General features: G+C 69.5%; 11 protein-coding genes. 8 read left to right on the top strand and 3 right to left on the bottom strand.

From position 1 onward, the window contains the following. The first annotated feature begins 30 nt into the window (after positions 1-30). Both MWN52_RS13835 and tkt read left to right on the top strand, forming a co-directional pair. Positions 31-1305: a dicarboxylate/amino acid:cation symporter gene (locus tag MWN52_RS13835; RefSeq protein WP_130524880.1), complete on the top strand. Its 1275-nt coding sequence runs from the start codon at positions 31-33 to the stop codon at positions 1303-1305. A 226-nt stretch (positions 1306-1531) separates the two neighbouring features. Beyond that, positions 1532-3541: a transketolase gene (gene tkt, locus MWN52_RS13830; protein WP_286575076.1), complete on the top strand. Its 2010-nt coding sequence runs from the start codon at positions 1532-1534 to the stop codon at positions 3539-3541. Between the two features lie 694 nt (positions 3542-4235). On the opposite strand, the gene MWN52_RS13825 is transcribed toward tkt, so the two are convergent. Both MWN52_RS13825 and MWN52_RS13820 read right to left on the bottom strand, forming a co-directional pair. Further along, entirely contained in the window at positions 4236-4991 is a 756-nt protein-coding gene (locus MWN52_RS13825) for a M23 family metallopeptidase (RefSeq protein ID WP_286575075.1), read from the bottom strand. 4 nt (positions 4992-4995) lie between these two features. Continuing rightward, complete coding sequence (locus MWN52_RS13820; protein WP_286575074.1) at positions 4996-6009, bottom strand: L,D-transpeptidase family protein; 1014 nt, start codon at positions 6007-6009, stop codon at positions 4996-4998. A gap of 193 nt (positions 6010-6202) precedes the next feature. On the opposite strand from MWN52_RS13820, the gene mprF reads away from it, so the two are divergent. Further along, positions 6203-8785: a bifunctional lysylphosphatidylglycerol flippase/synthetase MprF gene (mprF, locus tag MWN52_RS13815; RefSeq protein ID WP_286575073.1), complete on the top strand. Its 2583-nt coding sequence runs from the start codon at positions 6203-6205 to the stop codon at positions 8783-8785. Next, positions 8782-10197 (top strand): virulence factor family protein, encoded by a 1416-nt coding sequence (locus MWN52_RS13810; protein WP_286575072.1) that lies wholly within the window; start codon positions 8782-8784, stop codon positions 10195-10197. The genes mprF and MWN52_RS13810 overlap by 4 nt, the downstream gene beginning before the upstream one ends. Before the next feature lie 106 nt (positions 10198-10303). Here MWN52_RS13810 and MWN52_RS13805 read toward each other — a convergent pair whose 3' ends face one another. Beyond that, positions 10304-12265 carry an acetyl-CoA hydrolase/transferase C-terminal domain-containing protein gene (locus tag MWN52_RS13805; RefSeq protein ID WP_286575071.1) on the bottom strand — a complete coding sequence of 654 codons (1962 nt, stop codon included), beginning with the start codon at positions 12263-12265 and terminating at the stop codon, positions 10304-10306. A 264-nt stretch (positions 12266-12529) separates the two neighbouring features. Here MWN52_RS13805 and MWN52_RS13800 point away from each other — a divergent pair, with 264 nt between their 5' ends. The 4 genes from MWN52_RS13800 to MWN52_RS13785 all read left to right on the top strand — a co-directional run bounded on the left by MWN52_RS13800 (position 12530) and on the right by MWN52_RS13785 (position 17750). Next, positions 12530-14671 (top strand): TonB-dependent siderophore receptor, encoded by a 2142-nt coding sequence (locus tag MWN52_RS13800; RefSeq protein ID WP_286575070.1) that lies wholly within the window; start codon positions 12530-12532, stop codon positions 14669-14671. Between the two features lie 172 nt (positions 14672-14843). Beyond that, positions 14844-15212, top strand: coding sequence for a BlaI/MecI/CopY family transcriptional regulator (locus MWN52_RS13795; RefSeq protein WP_286575069.1), 369 nt, complete (start codon positions 14844-14846; stop codon positions 15210-15212). After that, positions 15202-17076: a TonB family protein gene (locus tag MWN52_RS13790; protein WP_286575068.1), complete on the top strand. Its 1875-nt coding sequence runs from the start codon at positions 15202-15204 to the stop codon at positions 17074-17076. Before MWN52_RS13795 ends, MWN52_RS13790 begins: the two co-directional genes overlap by 11 nt. Further along, the gene (locus MWN52_RS13785) at positions 17076-17750 is read left to right on the top strand and encodes a hypothetical protein (RefSeq protein WP_425608039.1); all 675 of its coding nucleotides are present in this window, start codon (positions 17076-17078) and stop codon (positions 17748-17750) included. Before MWN52_RS13790 ends, MWN52_RS13785 begins: the two co-directional genes overlap by 1 nt. Positions 17751-17921 lie beyond the last annotated feature (171 nt).

Raw genomic sequence — 17921 nt, 5'->3', positions numbered from 1 at the left:
CGTTTGCCCTCGAACCCCAGGATTCCACGCATGACCGACGCTGCTTCCGGCAAGTCCAAGCTGCCCTTGCATTGGAAGATGATGATCGGCTTCGTGCTCGGCCTGACGCTGGGCCTGATCGTGCACGCCACCGTCGGCGCCGACGCCGGCTGGGTGAAGCAGGTCACCGCGGTGACCGACCCGGCGGGCAAGCTGTTCCTCAACCTGATCTTCATGCTGGTGCTGCCGCTGCTGTTCTCGGCGCTGGTGGTGGGCATCTCGGAAATGGGCGACGTGCGCGCCCTGGGACGCATCGGCTGGCGCACGCTGGGCTTCACGGTGCTGGCGTCGGGGATCGCGGTGGTGCTGGGCCTGGTGCTGGTCAACCTGCTCAAGCCCGGCGCCGGCACCGACCCGGCCACCGCCCAGCAGATGCTGGCCGCCGGCGCCGAGCGCGCCGATTCGATCATCAGCAAGGGCAAGGAGGCGCCGGGCGGCGCCGGCATGCTGCTCTCGCTGGTGCCGGCCAACGTAGTCACCGCGGCGGCGGGCGGCAACTTCATGGGCGTGATGTTCTTCGCGCTGATGGTCGGGGTGGGCGTGGTGCTGACCCGCAGCGACAAGACCGATGCGTTCCGCAACGCGGTCGAGGGCCTGTTCGAGATCTCCATGACCCTGATCACCCTGGTGATCCGATTGGCGCCTTATGCGGTGTTCTGTTTCATGTTCAACCTGGCCGCGCTGTTCGGCTGGGAGCTGCTGATCCGGCTGGGGGCGTATGTCGGCGTGGTGGTGCTGGCGCTGGCGATCCACATGTTCGTGGTGTATTCGGCGCTGCTGAAGTGGGCCGGCTGGTCGCCGGTGAAGTGGTTCGGCGCGGTACGCGAGGTCATGGTGCTGTCTTTCTCCACCGCCTCGTCCAACGCGACCTTGCCGACCTCGCTGCGCGTGGCCGAGGACAACCTGCGGCTGCCGCGCAAGGTCTCGCGCTTCGTGCTGACCGTGGGTGCCACCGCCAACCAGAACGGCACGGCGCTGTTCGAGGGCGTCACGGTGCTGTTCCTGGCGCAGTTCTTCGGCGTCGAGCTGACCCTGCTGCAGCAGCTGACGGTGATGTTCGTCTGCATCCTGGGCGGGGTCGGCACCGCCGGCGTGCCGGCCGGCTCGCTGCCGGTGGTGGCGCTGATCTGCGGCATGGTCGGCGTGCCGCCGGAAGGCATCGGCATCATCCTGGGCGTGGACCGCTTCCTGGATATGTGCCGGACCACGCTCAATACGACCGGCGATCTGGTGCTGGCCACGCTGGTGGCCAAGGGCGAGGAGTGAGCGCAGGGGCGTGAGCGAAGCGGGCCGGCTGGCGCCGAGGCGCCGCCGCCTGGAAAGGCGAGGACTGAGGCCGAACGCATGCGTTGAGGCTGGGAGGCCGCCCGGACCGGGCTTTCACTCGCTTCTCACTCCGTTGCGCTCCCCGCCTCACTCGTTCCGAACCGTGCCTCATGGGACAATAGGCGTCCCTGGTGCCTCACGCGCCGCTTTCGCCCCAGTCCCTGACATGTCCGCTCCGACCCGCCGTCAGCTCGCCAACGCCATCCGTTTCCTCGCCGCCGATGCGGTGCAGGCCGCCAATTCCGGCCATCCGGGCATGCCCATGGGCATGGCCGACATCGCCGAGGTGTTGTGGAACGACTACCTGCGCCACAACCCCAACAACCCCAAGTGGTTCAACCGCGACCGCTTCGTGCTGTCCAACGGCCACGGCTCGATGCTGCAGTACGCGCTGCTGCACCTGACCGGCTACGACCTGCCGATCGAAGAGCTGAAGAACTTCCGCCAGCTGCATTCCAAGACCCCGGGCCATCCGGAAAGCCACATCACCCCCGGCATCGAGACCACCACCGGTCCGCTGGGGCAGGGCTTCGCCAATGCGGTCGGCTTCGCTCTGGCCGAGAAGCTGCTGGCCCAGCACTACAACCGCCCCGAGTACCAGGTCGTGGACCACCGCACCTGGGTGTTCATGGGCGATGGCTGCATGATGGAAGGCATCTCGCACGAGGCCGCCTCGCTGGCCGGCACGCTGGGCCTGGGCAAGCTGGTGGCCTTCTGGGACGACAACCACATCTCCATCGACGGCGAGACCGACGGCTGGTTCACCGACGACACTCCGGCGCGCTTCCGCGCCTACGGCTGGCACACCATCGGCCCGATCGACGGCCAGGATGCCGACGCCATCAAGGCCGCCATCGACGAGGCGCTGGAGGTCACCGACAAGCCGACCCTGATCGCGTGCAAGACCACGATCGGCTTCGGCTCGCCGAACAAGGCCGGCAAGGAGTCCAGCCACGGCTCGGCGCTGGGCAAGGACGAGGTGGAGGCCACGCGCAAGGCGCTGGACTGGCCGTACCCGGCCTTCGAGATCCCGAAGGAGATCTACGACGGCTGGCGCGCCACCGGTACGGGCAGCCTGCGCCAGGCCGAGTGGGAGCAGCTGTTCGACAAGTACGCCAAGCAGTACCCGGACCAGGCCGCCGAGCTGGCGCGCCGCTCGCACGCCAAGCTGCCGGACGACTTCCTGGCCAAGGCCGATGCCTACATCGCCAAGGTCCAGGCCGACATGCCCGAGATCGCCTCGCGCAAGGCCTCGCAGCAGGCGATCGAGTTCTACACCGGCCTGCTGCCGGAGATCGTCGGCGGTTCGGCCGACCTGGCGCCGTCCAACCTGACCTTGTGGAAGAACGCCAAGACCGCCGTCGGCGACGACCCGGACGCCAACTATGTGCACTACGGTGTGCGTGAGTTCGGCATGTCGGCCATCGCCAACGGCATCGCCCAGCACGGCGGGTTCATTCCGTTCGATGCGACCTTCCTGACCTTCAGCGACTACGCGCGCAACGCGCTGCGCATGAGTGCGCTGATGCGCAGCCATGTGCTGCACGTCTACACGCACGATTCGATCGGCCTGGGCGAGGACGGTCCGACGCACCAGCCGGTCGAGCATCTGGCCAGCCTGCGTCTGATCCCGCACAACGATGTGTGGCGTCCGTGCGATGCGGCCGAGACGGCGGCCTGCTGGAAGGCGGCGCTCGCCCGTCAGGATGGCCCGAGCTGCCTGATCTTCAGCCGCCAGAATCTGAAGCCCCAGCCGCGCGGCAAGGCGGAGATCGAGGGCATCTACCGCGGCGGCTATGTGCTGGCCGAGGCCGAGGGCGGCACCGCCAAGGTGATCCTGATCGCCACCGGTTCGGAAGTGGGCATCGCCTCGGAAGCGCGCGAGAAGCTGCAGGCCGCGGGCATCCCGACGCGTCTGGTGTCGATGCCGTGCACCAACGTGTTCGATCGCCAGGACGAGGCCTACCGTGAGTCGGTGCTGCCGCGCTCGATCCGCGCCCGCGTGGCGGTGGAAGCGGCCTCGACCGACTTCTGGTTCAAGTATGTGGGCCTGGACGGCACCATCGTGGGCATGACGAGCTTCGGCGAGTCGGCGCCGGCGGAGAAGCTGTTCCCGTACTTCGGCTTCACCGCCGACCACGTGGTCGAAGCGGCGCAGAGCGTGGTCGAGGGCTGAACGCCTTCGCCATTGTTGTGTCCATGAAGAAGCCGGGCATTGCCCGGCTTTTTCATGGTCCTTCGTCGGTGTGTGTGGTCGGTAAGAGGACTTCGCCAACCGGCCTCGAACCGGGCGTGCGCGGCTCATCGGCTCGGTCCGCCATCTAAGGCGGACTCGTCGCCGCGGGCCACCCTAAGGCCTGCTCTCCGCGCATACGCGCGGGTCGAGGCTCTGCGGCGGATCGATGGGGACTTTTTTTGAACCGAGGGCGCTGGCCAGGTGCCCCCTCTCTTTCGCCGCAGGCGAAGGGGAGCTCGAAGTCGCGAACTAGCGACTGAGGGGGTGGGGTGCTTCCGCTCTTCGCTTCGGTGGTTTGACCGGTAGAGCCCCGACCCCTCCCCATCCCTCCCCTGCGCTTCGCGCAAGGGAGGGGGCCTCAAGTCCATACCTTCCCGTCACTGATCGCGTTGTGCGCGAGGAAAGGTTCGAGCGCCCGCAAACCGAAGCCCGGTGACCTAACGCGTGCAGCAGCGGGCCGGCGGGCGGGGGCCGCGATGAGCGAGGCAGGACGCCGAGCGCCCGAATCAGGGCAGGATGCCCTGATTGAGGGATAAGCGGCCCCCGCCCGCCGGACCGCTGCCCTTCCGAAGTCAGAACGCTCACACGCCGCGCGCTTCTGATCGAGAAAAATGCTCCCCCGGGGACGCGGTGTTCAGGGCACAGGCGCGCCGTCGTGCAGCACCGGGTAGGGATTGACCGCAGTGCCCTTCCACCACTGCTTTTCCGGGCCCAGCTGGAAGATGGCGAAGTGCAGATGCGGCGCGTCGGGGCTGGCGTTGCCGGTGCTGCCGACGTAGCCGATCACCTGGCCGCGCTTGATGGGCTGCTTCTCCTGCAGGCCGTCGGCGTAGCGCTGGAGGTGCGCGTAGTAATAGGCCAGCCGGCCGCTCGGTTCGAACTGATAGATCGTCAGCCCGCCGCGCTTGCTGTCAAACAGCTTCTCCACCGTGCCGTCGGCCACGGCCAGCACCGGCGTCCCGGCCGGGGCCATGATGTCGATCGCATCGTGTACGCGTCCGGCGCTGCGCGCGTCGGTGAAGGTGTCGCGCAGCGCGCTGCGTTCCACGCCCTGCACCGGCACCAGCAGGCCCTGGCCGTCCTCCGGCGCGCGCAGCTGCGGCGCCACTGCCGGCATGGCGGGTGAGTCGGTGTCATCGCCTATCGGCGCCTGCGGCGAGACCGGCTCGACCGCCACGCGGGTGGGCTGCACGTCGCCGACCATCTGCAGGGCCGGCGTGGTCGGCGCGGTCCGGGCGACCGCGGCGTCGACCGCCGCGGCGGCCGTGCCCGGGGTGGAGGTGGGCTGCACGTCCAGCCCGACCGCGCGCAGAGCGTGCGTGCGTTCGACCAGGCGCAGGCCGACCGCGCCGATGACGATGCCCAGCAACAGCGTCAGCAGGAATCTCATGGCCTCACTCCTGGAAGGTCACCGGCACGCTGGCATCCACCGCGTCTGCGACTTGCAACACGTCCCAGTTGGTCAGGCGCACGCAGCCGTGGGACTGGGTCTTGCCCACGTTGCGCGGCTCGGGCGTGCCGTGCAGCCCATAGTGGTCCTTGGACAGGTCGATCCAGACCAGGCCCACCGGGTTGTTGGGGCCGGCGGCGATGGTGGCCTTCTTGTCGCCCTTCTTCGCGTCCCAGAACAGCTTGGGGTTGTAGTGGTAGGTCGGATTGCGGGAGATGCCAAGGATCTTCCACTGGCCGATCGGCAGCGGGTCGTGCGCGCTGCCGGAGGTCACCGGGAACTGCGCATACACCTTGCCCTGATCGTCCAGCAGCCGCAGCGTGGAGTCGGACTTGTCCACGACCACGCGCGCGGCCTTGGCCAGCGGCGCGGCGCCGAGCACATTGGTCACCTTGACCACCGTGCCGGCCTTGGCCGTGGCGAAGTCCAGGCCGGGGTTGAGCTGCTGCAGCGTCTGCGGCCCGACGTGGAAGCGCTCGCCCAGCGCCTCGACCAGCGAGGTATAGCCCAGCGCGTCCAGGCCGGCCTGCTTGGCGATCTGCTTGGGGATCTGCACGAACGGGCCGGCCACGTCCTCGGCGGTCAGCGTGTAGCTGGCGACGACCGGCTTGGTGTCGGCGTTCAAGGCCTGCCAGGTCGCCGCGTCGGGCTGGCCGGTGACCGGCAGGCCATGGGCGGCCTGGTAGCCGCGCAGGGCGCGCTGCTGGTTCGAGCCAGACTGCCCGTCGATCTCGCCCGGGGAGAAATGCGCGCGGTCCAGCAGCACCTGCAGGCGCAGCAGGCCCGAGGCGCCGTCGACGGTGGCTGCATCGTTGGCGCGCGCCGCATCCGGCGTGTCGGGCGTCGCGGCGGCGGGCGTGCTGGCGGCCGGCGCGGTGGTCTGGAAGGCGTGCGCTTGCAGCGGGGCGATCAGGGCCAGCGCGAGCAGGCTGGGAAGTAGCGATACGGCACGGGTCATGCAACCCTCCAGTCATGGGAATGGCCGCACCATGCGCACGCGGTGTGCGGCATCCGTGTGAAAATCCCGACTGGACGCTGACTGGCGCGACGATGGATCGAGGTATGACTCCGGCATTTCCCGACGGCTTGCGGCGCTCGCGCCCGCACGCGCATCATGCGCGGCTTTCCCGCCGCCCCGTTCTGGACGTCGCATGACCCTGTCGCAGCTGCGCGCCCGTGGTGCCTTCGTGGACACCTGGCTGCCGCGCTTGCAGCGTGCCCGCCCCTGGCTGCTGGGGCTGGCCGCGTTGATCGTGGCCGCGCTGGTGGTCGATGCCTTCGTCGACCTGTCGCGGCAGATCACCTACGACGGCGTGGTCGCCTCGGTGCGCGGCGTGCCGGGCTGGAAGCTGGGCCTGGCGCTGGCGGCCACCGCGCTGAGCTTCTTCTCGCTGACCGGCTACGACGCCTCGGCGCTGCGCTATGCCGGCGCGCGCGTGCCGTACCGCGTGGTCGCCAAGACCGCGTTCATCGCCTATGCCTTGAGCAACATGATCGGCCTGGGCGTGTTCACCGGTGGCGCGGTGCGCCTGCGCCTGTACGGCGCGGCGGGCGTGGAGGCCGGCCTGATCACCCGGGCGATCGCCTTCAACGCCCTGGCCTTCGGCCTGGGCATCAGCGTGGTCGGTGCAGGCGGCGTGCTGCTGGACGCGCGCGAGCTGGCGCCGCTGGCGCATATGCCGGTGTGGGTGCTGCAGGCGCTGGCCATCGGAGCATTGGCCCTGGCCGGCGCGCTGATGTGGGCCTGCCGGCGCGGTGAATTCAGGCTCGGCCCGATCCGCATCCGCCTGCCGGCGCCGAGCATGGCCTGGCAGCAGCTGGGCGTGTCGGTGGTGGACATCGTCGCTTCGGCGGCGGTGATGTGGTTCCTGCTGCCGGACGGGGCGATCGGCTTCCCGGCCTTCGTCGGCTTCTATGCCGCGGCCATGGTGCTGGGCGTGATCAGCCACGTGCCCGGCGGCCTGGGCGTGTTCGAGGCGGTGATGCTGCTGGCGCTGAAGGGCACGGTGCCCTCGGACCAGCTGGCCGGCGCGCTGGTGCTGTACCGGCTGATCTACTACGTGCTGCCGCTGCTGCTGGCCATGGTCGTGCTGGCCGTGCACGAGCTGCGCCTCAGCCCGGCCGCGCCGGTCGGCCGCGCGGTGGTCGGGCTGGCGCCGCATCTGCTGGCCGCCTTCACCGCGGTGGTGGCGATCATGCTGCTGGTCTCGGGCGTGACCCCGGCCACCGACCAGGCCACCGCTCTGCTGGCCATGCACGTGCCGCTGATGCTGGTGGAGGCCTCGCACTTCCTCAGCTCGATCGCCGGCGTGGCGATGCTGTTCGTCGCGCGCGCGCTGCTGCGCCGGCTGGACGCGGCCTGGTGGGCGGCGGTCGGCCTGACCCTGGCCGCGCTGGTGCTGGCCCTGCCCAAGGGCCTGGCGGTGGACGAATCGCTGATCCTGGGCAGCCTGATGGCGGTCCTGCTGCTCTCGCGCAAGCAGTTCACGCGCAAGGCCTCGCTGCTGGCCGTGCCCTTCAGCGGCGGCTGGCTGCTGGCGATGGTGGTGGTGTGCGTGGCGGTGACCGCGCTGCTGTTCTTCGTCTACCGCGATGTGGCCTACGCCAACCGCCTGTGGTGGCAGTTCGAGTTCGACGGCAACGCGCCGCGCTCGCTGCGCGCGATGGTCGGCGTGTCGATCCTGGCCCTGGTGCTGGCGCTGCGCCAGCTGCTGCGCCCGCCGGCGCCGCCGCTGCCGCTGCCCAGCGCCGAGGAACTGGCGCGCGCCCAGGAGATCCTGCGTCGCCAGCCTTCGGCCGACGCGGCGCTGGCGCTGACCGGCGACAAGCCGCTGCTGTTTTCCGAGAAGGGCGATGCGTTCGTGATGTTCGGACGCAAGGGCAAGTCGTGGGTGGCCCTGTTCGATCCGGTCGGCCCGCGCGAGGCCTGGCCCGAGCTGGTCTGGCGCTTCCTTGAGCGCGCCCGCGAATCGGGCGCGCGCGGCTGCTTCTACCAGGTGCGCCCGGACGCGCTGCCGCTGTACCTGGACGCGGGCCTGCGCCTGTTCAAGCTGGGCGAATACGCCTGGGTGCCGCTGGCCGGCTTCAGCCTGCAGGGCAAGCGTCGCGGCAATCTGCGCAACGGTGTCAACCGCAGCGAGCGCGAGGGCCTGAGCTTCAGCCTAGTCGAGCGCGACGAGGTGGCCGCGATCCTGCCCGAGCTGCGCACGGTCTCCGATGCGTGGCTGGCCAAGCACAACACCGCCGAGAAGCGCTTCTCGGTCGGCGCCTTCGACGATGCCTACATGGTGCGCAATCCGGTGGCGGTGGTGCGACGCGAGGGCAAGGTGATCGCCTTCGCCTCGCTGCTGGTGACCGATGTGCAGCAGGAGGCCAGCATCGACCTGATGCGCCAGCTGGAAGAGGCGCCCAACGGCACGATGGATTTCCTGTTCTCCAAGCTGATGCTGCATTTCGCCCAGGCCGGGTACGTGCGCTTCGGCCTGGGCATGGCGCCGCTGTCGGGCATGGCCGGACACGCGCTGGCGCCGCGCTGGCATCGCATCGGGCGCCTGCTGTTCGCCCACGGCGAGCACTTCTACAACTTCCGGGGGCTGCGCGCCTTCAAGGAAAAATTCGATCCGCAGTGGGAAGCCCGCTACCTGGCCGCGCCAGGCGGCATGGCGCCGCTGCTGGTGATGGGCGATGTCGCCGCGCTGATCAGCGGTGGCTACAAGGGAGTCATCCGCAAATGATCCGTCTGGCAAGCTGTCTGCTGCTGTTGGCCTGTGCGTTGCCGCTGGCCGCGCAGCAGCCCCGTCCCGCGCCCGAGCGCATCTCGCACGGCAATTTCCGCGACGTGGCGCTGTACCGGCCGGTCGGCCCGCTCAAGCAGGTGGTGCTGATGCTCTCCGGCGACGGCGGCTGGAACGGGACCATGGACGCCGATGCGCAGGCGCTGGCCGCCAACGGCACCTTCGTGGCCGGCATCGATACGCCGCAGATGCGTCGGCAGTTCACCGGCGACGGCAAGGGCTGCGTATTCCCCGATGGCGACCTGGAGAACCTCTCGCACTATCTGCAGGGCTATGCGCAGCTGCCGGGCTACCGCGCGCCGCTGCTGATCGGCGAGGGCAGTGGCGCGGCCATCGCCTATGCCATGGTGGCGGCGGGCGATCCGGGGATCTTCGCCGGCGCGCTGACCCTGGATTTCACCCCTGCGCTGGACCTGGGCCGGGTGCCCTGCGAGGGCAAGGGCAACATCTTCGACACGCTGCCCACGCGCGGGGCGACCACCACCCTGGTGCCGGCGCGCAACAAGCTGGCCGTGCCCTGGCTGACCCTGGACACCGACGGGCCGAAGAAGGGCTTCGACGCCAAGCCCTTCGCCGCGCAGGTCAAGGGGTCCTCGTTCGTGCAGCTGGCCACCGGCGGCGATCAGGCCGCGGTGCGCCGCGCCGCGCTGACCACCGCCGCGCACATGCTGGCGCGCGAGCAGGTGGCGACCTTGCCGCCGCCGCCGCCGCAGGATCTTTCCGGCCTGCCCTTGAACGAGGTTCCGGCCACCGGCGGCGCCCGCAGCGACACCTACGCCATCCTGCTCAGCGGCGACGGCGGCTGGGCCGGCCTCGATCAGGAAGTGGCCAAGGCGCTGGCGGCCAAGGGCATCCCGGTGGTGGGCTTCGACTCGCTGCGCTACTTCTGGAAGAAGCGCACGCCGCAGGGCCTGGCCAGCGACCTGGATCGCATCATCCGCTACTACGGCGCGCACTGGGGCAAGGCCAAGGTGATGCTGATCGGCTATTCGCAGGGCGCCGACGTGCTGCCGTTCGCGGTCAACCGGCTGGCGCCGGACACGCGCGCCCAGCTCCTGCAGGCCGTGTACCTGGCACTGAGCAACAACGCCGCGTTCGAGTTCCACGTCACCAACTGGATGAGCGACGACGTGGCCGACGCCATACCGACCATGCCGGAGATCCTCAAGCTCAAGGCTGCGCAGAACTTCTGCGTCTATGGCGAAGGCGACGACGAGCAGGTGTGCAGTAAGGTCCCGCCGGGCCACCTGCGCGTGCAGGCGTTGACCGGTGGCCACCACTTCGACGGCGACTACGCGCATCTGGCCGACATCATCCTCACCGCGGCCGACGCGGCCGAAGGCAAGCGCTGAGGCCTCCCGCGGGCGGCGCAGGATAGGCGCGCTTGGCCTCCATGCGGACGCGCATTCGGCGCGTTCGCGTAGCGCTGGCGTCGGCTGCGTGTGAGGTCGTCCGCCGTCAGACGGTCTGCGCCAGTGCCAGGCGCAGCAGGCGCGCCATCAGGTGTTCGCCGATGCCGCGCGGTGCCTCGAGGCCCATGCGCCGCAGCGCGATCGCATCGACCGGCGTGCGCGAGAACACCGCGCGGGCCACCGTGCGCAGCTTGCCGCCGCGCGTGCCGGTGCTGGCCTTCAGCCAGGTCAGGGCACGCACCAGGCGTTGCTCGGTGTCGGTGAAGTCGCTGCCCAGCGGATAGTCGGACAGGGTGCCATCGCGGCGGAACGGCGCCAGGGCCTGCGCCAGGTGCTGCGGCGTGTTGCGCTGCCAGTGCGCCGGCGCGCTGAAGTCGCGCCGCAGCTTGCCGGCGGCTTGGGCCTGCTCCAGCAGCGGCGCGGCGAAGCGCGCATCGGCGATGCCGGCCATGGCGATGATGCAGTCCTCGTCGCTTTGCGCGCGCAGGTCGGCGATGCCGTACTCGTCGACGAACACATCGCGCAGATGGCGGGCGATGGTGGTGTGGCCGTAGTTCCAGCGCAGGTTGGATTCGACGCGCTCGCCCTCGCCGCGCACGGCGCGCAGCATCAGCACGCTGCGCGCATCGTGCAGGGCGTGGGCCATGCTGACGAAGTCGTGCTGCCCACCCACGCCCGACACCACGCGGCCATCGTCCAGCCCGTCGGACACCGCCGCGCCTAGCGCGGTGGCCATCATGCAGCTGTTGAAGAAGCGCGCCTGCACGCGCTGCAGGCGCTCCAGCGCCTCGTGGCCGCCGTAGAGCTGGTTGATCTGGCTGATGCGCAGCATGCCGATGGCGCGGCGCTGGTCGTGATCCAGGTTGCGCAGCCAGTCGTAGAACTCCGGTGAGCCGAGGTAGAAGGCGCCGTGCAGGTACTCGCCCTCGGCCTGCAGGCGGGCGTGGTCCTGCGCGACGGCACTGCCGTCGGCCAGGCGTTGCATCAGCGCCGCATCGTCCAGCACGCGGCGCTTGATCACCCCGCGCTGCACCAGCAGGCGGAAGCCTTCGTTGAGCATCTCGCTGCAGCCGTACAGGCCGATCTGAAACGGCGCCATGCCGCCGCTCTCGATCACCGCCGGGTGATGCACCAGCTCCGGGTCCAGGGCGTGCAGCACGCGGCGATAGGCGGCGTTGTCGGTATGACGCAGCACCAGCGCGTGGCTGAGCGCATCGGCCAGCGTGCCGATACCGATCTGCAGCGTGCCGCCGTCGCGCACCAGGGTGCTGGCGTACAGGCCGATGGCGTAATCGGTGTCGCTGACCGGCTGGCGCGGCAGGGCGAACAAGGTTGGATACGGCCCGGGCAGATCGATCACCACGTCGAAGAAGGTCTCGTCCACGCTGGCCGTGCCGCCGATCCACGGCAGCTGCGGATCGACCTCGGCCACCAGCAGCGGGCGCGGCAGGCCGCGGCGCGCGATCGCCTCCAGCGTGTCCTGGGTGGTGTCGTTGTTGCACGACAGCGACAGGCGCACCGGATCACCGGGCCGGGCCTGCGGATCGCGCGCGACCTTCTGCACGATCACGTTCGGCGCGCGCTGGGCCACGCCGTCGGCGGCGTGGGTGTAGTTGAGGCTGACGTAGCGGCGCTGCATCTGACGCGAGTGCAGCAGCGCGCCGGACTGCATGTAGAACTCCTCGACCTGGATATGCGCCGGCAGCGCGTCGGCCTTGAGTGCCTGGACATAGCGCAGCCGGGGGAAGTCCTCGCCGAAGTGGCGCGCGCCGAACGGCTTGAAGAAGCGCGCCTCCAGCCCGTCGCCCTTCGGCGCGGGCGGGTCCAGCGACAGTGCGGTCAACAGCAGCAGCGGACGCGACGGGTCGCGTTCGATGCGGTCGTAGAGCGCGTTGAGCAGGCGATGCGGCTTGCCGATGCCCAGCGGCGCGGCGACGCGCAGCGGGCCGGGCACCCGCTGCAGGATCAGATCGACGGCATCGGACAGTTCGGCGAGGTGTTGGGGCATGCAGGGACATCGGATCGCGGTGGGAGGAGGGTAGCCGAGCGGCCGTGCAGGACCGCGTGCCGGGCTGTCCAGGCAGTGCCTGCCACGGCGTGCTGTAAAATGCGAATGGTTTTCATTAAGATACTGTCATCCCGGGCGCCGCCATGGACGCGGCCCCGGCCCGCGCCGGCCAGCCGCTCGCCCGCCTGCGCGCCCAACCCTTCTCGCCCCGGCTGGCACGACGCCCGGCCAGGTGCGTCCTGCCTCAGCCATCGGATCGTCCCCATGCCTTTCGCCCGCGCCTCCCTTCGCCTTCCCCGCCGGCCGCTGCCGCGCTGTTCCGTCCTGGCCGCGGGCCTGGCCCTGGCGCTGTCCGCGCAGGCTCAGACGCAGGGTGGTCCGGCCGACGCCGACCAGGCCCAGGAGCTGGACAAGATCCTGGTGGTCTCCCAGCGCGCGCAGCGCGTCAGCAACGGCGCCACCAACCTGGACCTGGCGATCAAGGACACGCCGCAGTCGATCAGCGCCATCAGCCGCGAGCAGATGGACGCCTTCGGCGCCAACACGCTCAACGATGCGCTGCGCCTGGCGACCGGCATCCAGGTGGAGGAGTGGGAGACCAACCGCACCAACTATCTCTCGCGCGGCTTCGAGATCGAGAACACGCAGATCGACGGCATCGGCCTGCCCAACGGCTGGGGCATCGTTACCGGGGCGATGGATTCCTACGGCTACGACAAGATCGAGGTGATCCGCGGCGCCAACGGCCTGCTGACCGGCGTGGGCAATGCGGCCGGCACGATCAACTACGTGCGCAAGCGGCCGACCAACGACGAGCAGGGCTCGGTCGGGATCAGCTACGGCTCATGGAACACCAGGCGCGAGCAGGTGGACTACTCCTCGCCGATCACCACCGACGGCAGCTGGGCGGTGCGCGTGGTCGCCGCGCACGAGGACGGCGGCTCTTACCTGCGCGACTACGACAAGGAGCGCACCTTCCTCTACGGCGTGGTCGACGGCCAGATCGGCGAGAACGGCACGTTGACCGCGGGATACTCGTGGCAGCAGGCCAACAGCACCGGCAACATGTGGGGCGCGCTGACCTTCAACACCATCGGCGGCGGCCAGATCGGCTGGCCGCGCAGCGCCTCCACCACCCAGGACTGGACTTACTGGAACACCAACAACCAGACCGGCTTCGTCGAGTACGCCCAGCAGCTCAGCGAAGACTGGAAGCTGAAGGTGGCCTACAACTACCGGCGCAGCACCGAGGACGATCAGCTGTTCTTCGCCTACACCACGACCGGCCTGGATCCGGTCACCGGCGAAGGCCTGAACGGCTGGCCGTACAAGGGGCGCGACAAGGTCACCGCCAACCTGGGCACGGTCGAACTCAACGGGACTTACGCGCTGTTCGGTCGCCCGCAGGAGGCGATGCTGGGCTTCAGCCTGGCCCAGAGCGAAAGCGGTGGGCATTACTGGTCGGCGCTGTCCGGCTTCGGCGCGCTGCCGGGCTTCCCCTATGCCGGTGATGTCGTGCCCGAGCCGCTCTGGGCCGCGCCGCAGCCGCAGGATTCGCTCAACCAGCACATCAAGCGCGCCTACGGCGCCACGCACGTCTCGCTGACCGAACGCCTGAAGACGGTGCTGGGCTTCAACTACACCTCGTTCTCGCGCAACGGCCTGGCCGGCGGTGCGTACTTCGAGCAGAGCGACAGCCATACCAGCCCCTATGCCGGCCTGACCTGGGACTTCACCCCGGACGTGCTGGGCTATGTCAGCTATTCGGACATCTACCAGCCGCAGGACCAGCAGGACATCAACCAGAACTACCTGCCGCCGACCAAGGGCAAGAACTACGAGGTCGGCGTCAAGGCCAACTGGCTGGACCAGCGCCTGCTGACCACGCTGGCGGTGTTCGATGCCAAGCAGGATGGCCTTGCGGTCTACCGCGGGCTGGACCCGGCCAGCGGCAACTACTACTACGAGCCTTCCGACGTGGAATCCAAGGGCGTCGAGCTGGAGGTCACCGGCAAGGTCAACGACTACCTCGACCTGGTGTTCGGCTATACGCACCTGAAGATGGATGGCGAGCAGGGCGACGACACCTATCCCTGGGTGCCGCGCAACACGGCCAACCTGGCCATCAGCGCGCGCCTGCCTAGTTACAGCGCGCTGTCCTTCGGCCTCAGCGGCCGCTGGCAGGACAAGACCGTCTCCGGCCCGGACAGCTATACCGGCTATACGGTCAGCCAGGACGCGCATACCGTGCTCGATGCCTTCGTCGGCTGGGACATCACCCGCGACCTGACCCTGCGCGTCAACGCGCGCAACATCACCGACCGCAAGTACATCGGCAGCCTGTACCAGATCGGCTACTACGGCGCGCCGCGCAACACCACGGCCAGCCTGGAATGGCGCTTCTGAGCTGATTCGGCCGACGCGTTCGGTCCGCCTCCTGTCCGCGAAAGCGCCGGCTGGTCCGGCGCTTTCGCGTTTCAGGTCAGTGCACATCGCCGTTCGTCGGGTGCCGCCCGCGACGCTTGACAGTGGTTCGATTACGCGCGTAATTTCAATAAAAATTACAGGCGTAAACGACATGGCGATCAGCGATGCCGAGGCGGTGGTGATGGAAGTGCTGTGGGAGCGCAACCCGCTGGGCGCCGACGAGGTGGTCGCCGCGCTGGCCAGCCGCAACGACTGGGCCGAGCCGACCATCAAGACCCTGCTCAACCGGCTGCTCAACAAGGGCGCGATCCAGGCGGCCAAGGAAGGGCGCCGCTATCTCTACTCGCCCGTGCTCACGCGCCAGGCCTGGGTGCAGCAGCAGAGCGAGGGCCTGCTGGAGCGGGTGTTCGGCGGGCGCGTGGCGCCGTTGGTGGCGCATTTCTCGCAGCGCGGCAAGCTCTCGGCGCAGGACATCGCCGAGCTCAAGCGCCTGGTCCAGGAGCTGGATGATGAGCAGTGAGCTGATGGCGTGGCTGGGCGAGACGACGCTGGCCACCAGCGCCGCGCTGGTGGTGGTGCTGTTGCTGCGCCGACCGATGCGCGCCGCCTTCGGCGCCGGGGCCGCGTATGCGCTGTGGGCGCTGGTGCCCGTGGCCTTGATCGCCGTGCTGCTGCCGGCGCCGGTGCGTTCGATGGCGCTGATGCCGATGGCCGTGCGGGTCGGTGGCGTGCAGGCTATCGCCGTGGCGCCGGCGGATGCGGCTGTGCCGTGGATGCCGGTGCTGCTCGTGCTCTGGCTGATCGGCGCGCTGGCGATGGTTGGCCTGCAGCTGTGGCAGCAGCGCAGATTCCTGCGCCGGCTCGGCCGGCTGCGCGTGCATGCCCACGGCGTGCGCGTGGCCGCGATCAGCGCGGGGCTACCGGCGGTGACCGGCGTGCTGCGCCCGCGCATCGTGCTGCCGGCGGATTTCCTGCATCGCTACGACGCGGACGAACGCGCCCTGGTGGTGGCGCACGAGCGCCAGCACATCGCCCGCGGCGATCTGCCCTGCAATGCGCTGGTGGCGCTGCTGCGCTGCGTCTACTGGTTCAACCCGCTGCTGCACTGGGCGGTGGCGCGCTATCGCCAGGACCAGGAGCTGGCCTGCGATGCGCGCGTGCTGCGGCTGCATCCGCGCGCGCGACGAGCGTATGCGCAGGCCATGTTGAAGACGCAGCTGGATGTCTTCGCCCTGCCGGTGGGCTGCCACTGGCACACACACCCGATCAAGGAGCGGATCGCCATGTTGAAACGTCCCAGTCCTCGTCGTTGGCAGACGCGTCTGTCCGCTGCCCTGCTGCTGGCGCTGTTCGCCGGTGGTGGCTATGTGGCCTGGGCGCAGCAGCCGGCGGCTGCGCCGTCGGCGCATGCGGCGGCGCCCACCGCCGCGCAGTACGGCGCGAACCTGCAGATCGAGGTGGACGGCGAGCGCCATGCGCTGGAGATGCACAGCGCGGCCGGCGTGCCGTTCGCCTTCGCCATCGATACCCAGGCCGGACACCGCTGGAGCGGCGAGCTGAGCGTCGAGCCCGATGCCCCTGGCCAAGCCAAGGTGCATGCCCGGCTGGCGCGGGATGGTGCCGACGTAACCGGCCCCGTGCTGCTGATTGCGCGCCTCGGCGAGGCGGCGTCGCTCAAGCTGACAACGGGCCCGGTGCAGGGCGCCGCGCGCGATGTGGCGTTGTCGGTGCGGGTGCGTGCGCTGGATGTCCCGGCCCGTCGCGTCGCCGCGGCAGCGCCGGTGGCGCGCAAGCAGGTGGCGCGTGCGCCTGAGCAGGCGCAAGCCGAAGAGACATCGCCCTTCGACTATTCCCAGCATGCGCCGCCGCGCTATCCCAAGGAGGCCGCGAACAACGGCATTTCCGGGCGTGTGGTGATGCTGGTCGATGTGGCGGCCGACGGTTCGGTGCAGGACGTGCAGGTGGAAGAATCCAGGCCTGCGGGCGTGTTCGATGCCGTTTCGGTGGAAGCGGTCCGCAAGTGGAAGTTCAAGCCGGTCCTGGAGCAGGGCCGGCCGGTCGCCCATCGCATGCGCGTGCCGATCGACTTCGATCTGGATGAGCCATCCGCACCCTCTGCGTCGCACCAAGGCGTCACGTCAGCGCCTGCCGGCTCGCATGAGCCCGTGGATCGTGGGCGCGTGCTGGCCGATGTCGCAGCCGATGGTGGTGTTTCCCGCGTGCGCCTGGATACGGCTCGCAAGCCGACTGCCCTGGAGCGGGAAGTGATGAAGACCGTCGCGGCGTCCAATCTGAAGTGGGTGTTGCAGCGCCAGGGCGTGGATGCCGCCACCGTCGCATTCGAGACCCGCCCGGCACCCGCGGGCTTCATGGCGGGCCGCTGATGACCACGCCCCCCAACAGCCTCCGGCCCGCCCGCTCTCGTGGGAGCCGCCATGGCGGCGATCGGGGCCTTGCCAGCGGAGCCCCATCGTGGCCTCTGCACTTCGCCACGATCTCCGCGCTGACGCTGCTGCTCTCCGCCTGCGCCACGCATCCGATCGACCCGGCGGAGGACACCCTGGTCCGCAATGCCAATGTCGATCAGCGCATGCTGACGCCGGAAGGCGGCGACGGCGCCGGCAAGATCGAACGCTATGCGCTGGCGCGGACCGAGGTGTTCCGCATGCCGCAGCCGGTGCAGGCCGACAACCCCGCGCTGCCCGCCGACTCACCGCGGCAGACGCTGGCACCGACCACGGTCTGCGCGCGCGTGATCCTCGATGCGCGCGGCGAGGTGCTGCGTGTCGAGCCGCTCGCCGACCGCGCCGAATGCGCCGCCGGCGCGCAGCCGGACAATGCCGATCTGGTGCAGGCGATGCTGGCCCAGGTGCGGCAATGGCGTTTCGAGCCGGCCGCCGTCTGCCATTTCAGCGCCGAGCATCCGCCGGCCGATCCGGAGCGCTGCGATGGCGCGCAGTCGGTCGAGCCGGTGCCGGTGACGCTGCTGTATGCCTTCACCTTCGAGGTGGAGCAGGGGCGTGTGCGTGTGGAGCGGGGCGGTGTGGGTGGTAGGTGATCTCCTCAACTCCAACAGCCGCCCTTCTGTAGAGCGGAGCTCGCTCCGCTGCTCTTCGTTCGGTTCGTGGGAAAGGCCCCAGCGGAGCAAGCTCCGCTCTACAGGGGGGAGCCGCCTTTGTGGCCTTTTTGGCCAATGGCGGCGAGGGGATTTGCCGGGAAAGCCTCTCGC

This window comes from Pseudoxanthomonas winnipegensis (assembly GCF_030322905.1).
GTDB classification, from domain to species: Bacteria; Pseudomonadota; Gammaproteobacteria; order Xanthomonadales; family Xanthomonadaceae; genus Pseudoxanthomonas_A; species Pseudoxanthomonas_A winnipegensis.
The sequence above is the reverse complement of the archived record's forward strand: the minus strand, read 5'-3'. Positions and strand labels throughout refer to the sequence as shown.